The 838-nt window shown below is 53.7% G+C and carries 2 protein-coding genes; both read right to left on the reverse strand.

Annotated features, from left to right (window positions below; translation table 11 throughout):
* Nucleotide 1: 1 nt before the first annotated feature.
* Nucleotides 2–457 (reverse strand): phasin, encoded by a 456-nt coding sequence (locus AF337_RS14460; RefSeq protein ID WP_010024976.1) that lies wholly within the window; start codon nt 455–457, stop codon nt 2–4.
* A 132-nt stretch (nt 458–589) separates the two neighbouring features.
* On the reverse strand, nt 590–838 hold a 249-nt coding region (locus tag AF337_RS44400; protein ID WP_082336812.1), incomplete at its 5' end, for a hypothetical protein.

Genomic DNA, 838 nt, shown 5'->3' on the forward strand with positions numbered 1-838 from the left:
TTTACGTCGCCTTGAGGTCCGTCAGCACCTTGTCAAAAGCATCCTTGACCGGCTTTGAGATTTCCTCCACCGCCCTGCTTGAGAGCACCCGGACTTCCTTGGCGTGCTGCAAACTTGTCTCAACGCGCTTGCGGAAAAAGGTCGACTGCTGTTCGAGGATCTGCGACGGCGAATTCGCGCCCAGCAAAGCTTGCAAATGTGAGAAGCTGGCCTCGGCGTCGGCCTGCAGTGCAGCGATCGTCTTCCACCACAATTCGTTGCCGAATAGACTTGTCGTTTCGAGGATCGGAGGCAGCATTTTCTGTGTCGCTTCAGCGCCGGACGCAAATTTCAAAAAAGCCTCTGTCACCTTCTTGTTCCCCTTTTCAACAGATGCGCCGAACTGATCTGGCACCTTGAGCGACGATGACCCCGGGTTTTCGATCGTTTCAAAGGATCTTTCGGAAATCTTGGTCATTGCATTTTCCTTCTCTTTGAGTTGGTTGCAAGCTGTGACATCGGGATTGACCCTTCCGCCGGCGGATGCATGGCCGCTTGGTAGAACGCGGATCCGATGACGAACGGTCAGGTGGCCTCCGTTCCGTTCGTTTCATGAACCGGCATAATGCAGACTGCTTTCTGCCGCTTGTAACCAGGGATCAGCAAACACCATGCCAACTGCTCCGACGCGCCAAGAAGATGATTTTCTTTTATCAATGGGCGGGTTGAGGGCAGGTTGATGTGTATTTGACGGAGAGACCGGCGAACAAAACGTTCCAATCACGACAAACCTGACAAAAGTGGCGGATGCCCGACATTTGCGAGAAATGTCGACGGTTGCGCTGGGGACAAGGGAGCT

It is taken from the genome of Rhizobium ecuadorense (assembly GCF_001187535.1).
Lineage (GTDB): Bacteria > Pseudomonadota > Alphaproteobacteria > Rhizobiales > Rhizobiaceae > Rhizobium > Rhizobium ecuadorense.

Bases quoted from the DNA above. Each gene is read 5' to 3' on its own strand.
- AF337_RS14460 (WP_010024976.1), bottom strand. From the start codon at position 457: ATGACCAAGATTTCCGAAAGATCCTTTGAAACGATCGAAAACCCGGGG.